This window comes from Pseudorhodobacter aquimaris (assembly GCF_001202025.1).
Taxonomy (GTDB): domain Bacteria; phylum Pseudomonadota; class Alphaproteobacteria; order Rhodobacterales; family Rhodobacteraceae; genus Pseudorhodobacter; species Pseudorhodobacter aquimaris.
In genome coordinates, this window is record NZ_LGHS01000006.1 from 1 (window position 1) to 1,511 (window position 1,511).

General features: G+C 55.7%; 3 protein-coding genes. 2 read left to right on the top strand and 1 reads right to left on the bottom strand.

Annotated features, from left to right (window positions below; translation table 11 throughout):
• Positions 1-206 precede the first annotated feature (206 nt).
• Positions 207-746 (bottom strand): IS110 family transposase, encoded by a 540-nt coding sequence (locus AKU94_RS00480; protein ID WP_198144793.1) that lies wholly within the window; start codon positions 744-746, stop codon positions 207-209.
• A 321-nt stretch (positions 747-1,067) separates the two neighbouring features.
• Between AKU94_RS00480 and AKU94_RS19445 the strand changes: the two genes are divergently transcribed.
• A complete protein-coding gene (locus tag AKU94_RS19445) occupies positions 1,068-1,262 on the top strand; it encodes a hypothetical protein (RefSeq protein WP_157056339.1) in 195 nt (64 codons plus the stop codon).
• Positions 1,263-1,305: 43 nt separating this feature from the next.
• Positions 1,306-1,511: recombinase family protein (locus tag AKU94_RS18820; protein ID WP_269744951.1), on the top strand; the 206-nt coding region annotated here is incomplete at its 3' end.

Below are 1,511 nucleotides of genomic sequence, written 5' to 3' on the forward strand. Positions count from 1 at the left end.
CACCTGCACAGGCCTCCAGGGCGATGATACAGGGCTCAACCCGACCGAAAAACTCCAACACTCGGCCTCGCGGTAAAGCCTTACTAAAAACCTTCGATCCGTCCTCGGCCGCTCCATGTGCGTGAAATGAATTCTTGGCAATATCCAGCCCAACAATGCTAACCTTTTCCATGGGCGCTTCCTCCTCGTAGCAAGTTTCGACACCGCTACCTTGGCACAAAGATGCCGTGAGGGGGCGTCCACCCCATCAAGAGGGGACCCGAATGGTGCCTGCCGGCGGACAACGTCAGGCCAAAGGTTTTGGCCAGTCCACGGATCTGATTGATCATCGTCGTAGACATACGGACTATCCGCTCGCGCGCCGTGAGGACCGCCCGCATGCGGTAGCGGTCAAACGATTTAATGGCCACCGGCTCATACCAGCCACTGTGAACCAGGCGAGCCAACCCAAAGGCGTCGTTACGGTCGGTTTTGTTAGCTTGCAGCTTCAAGGCGGCTGCCGCACGCCGTGCGTGTATGCAATCTACTGCAACTCCTCTTTCTCGCAGAGCATGCCAAAGCCAAACGGCTTGAGGCCCAGTCTCCATCCCCGCCCGAACCAGATCCGGTGCCTTCTGCCGAATGATCATAGCGATGGCATCAGCCGAGCTGGCGACGCTGCCTTCCCAAATTCGCTGCCCATGGTCATCGACCAAACAAACAGCCGTTTCCTTCATTGACACGTCGAGTCCCACAAAATGCTTCATCTTCTCCTCCATGCTGATGAAAGCGGTAGCGTAGCACGAGAGCTGTCCCTCTGATTACGCCATGTGGTTCCATGGATGCCTCGGTTCCCTAGTCCAAACCTCTGCCGCAAAAAAAGCGCAGAACTCTCTCTCTGTAGAGAGTTTTGCGGATTTGGTGGTTGGGTTTTCCACAATAATCGTAATTGCTTAGCAAAGTTTAGCACCTAGGGCGGGGCAAAGGATGTATGATGATGCTTATGGAAGGCGGGCTAATCCGCGACCTTGGATCAACATTCAAAAGCCTTTTCCGGTGCTCCGGAAGAGAGCCGGGAGCAACTCGCTATGGCGCGGGAACGGAAGAGATTTACGCAACAGGAAGGCACGCCGCAGGGCGATGCCCTGCCCTGTGCGCAGACCTCGGCAGTTTCCACTGTTGCCAACCAAGCCGGAAGTACGCATCATAAAGAGCGTTTGCACGACTTGATAAGAGCCCTCGCGCGTGAACTGGCCCGCGCCGATCACGCGCGTGAGGACTGATCTTTAACTTCGGATATTTCCATGACAGCCCCTTCGCGCCGCAATCTATGCCCGTTTTTCCACCGACATGCAGCGCGATGCGTCCATTGACGATCAAATCCGGTCGTGTCGCGAGTACGCTGCGCGGCATGGTATGGAGGTGACCGAAGTTTACTCTGACAAGGCTATCTCCGGTGCCAGTCTGATGCGCAGTGGCATCCAGAAATTACTACGGGATGCACAGGAGAACGCCTTTGATGTTGTTCTGTC

What these genes read in the sequence shown, in the direction of transcription:
- AKU94_RS00480 (WP_198144793.1), bottom strand. Translation starts at nt 746, where the DNA reads ATGAAGCATTTTGTGGGACTCGACGTGTCAATGAAGGAAACGGCTGTT.
- AKU94_RS19445 (WP_157056339.1), top strand. Translation starts at nt 1,068, where the DNA reads ATGGCGCGGGAACGGAAGAGATTTACGCAACAGGAAGGCACGCCGCAG.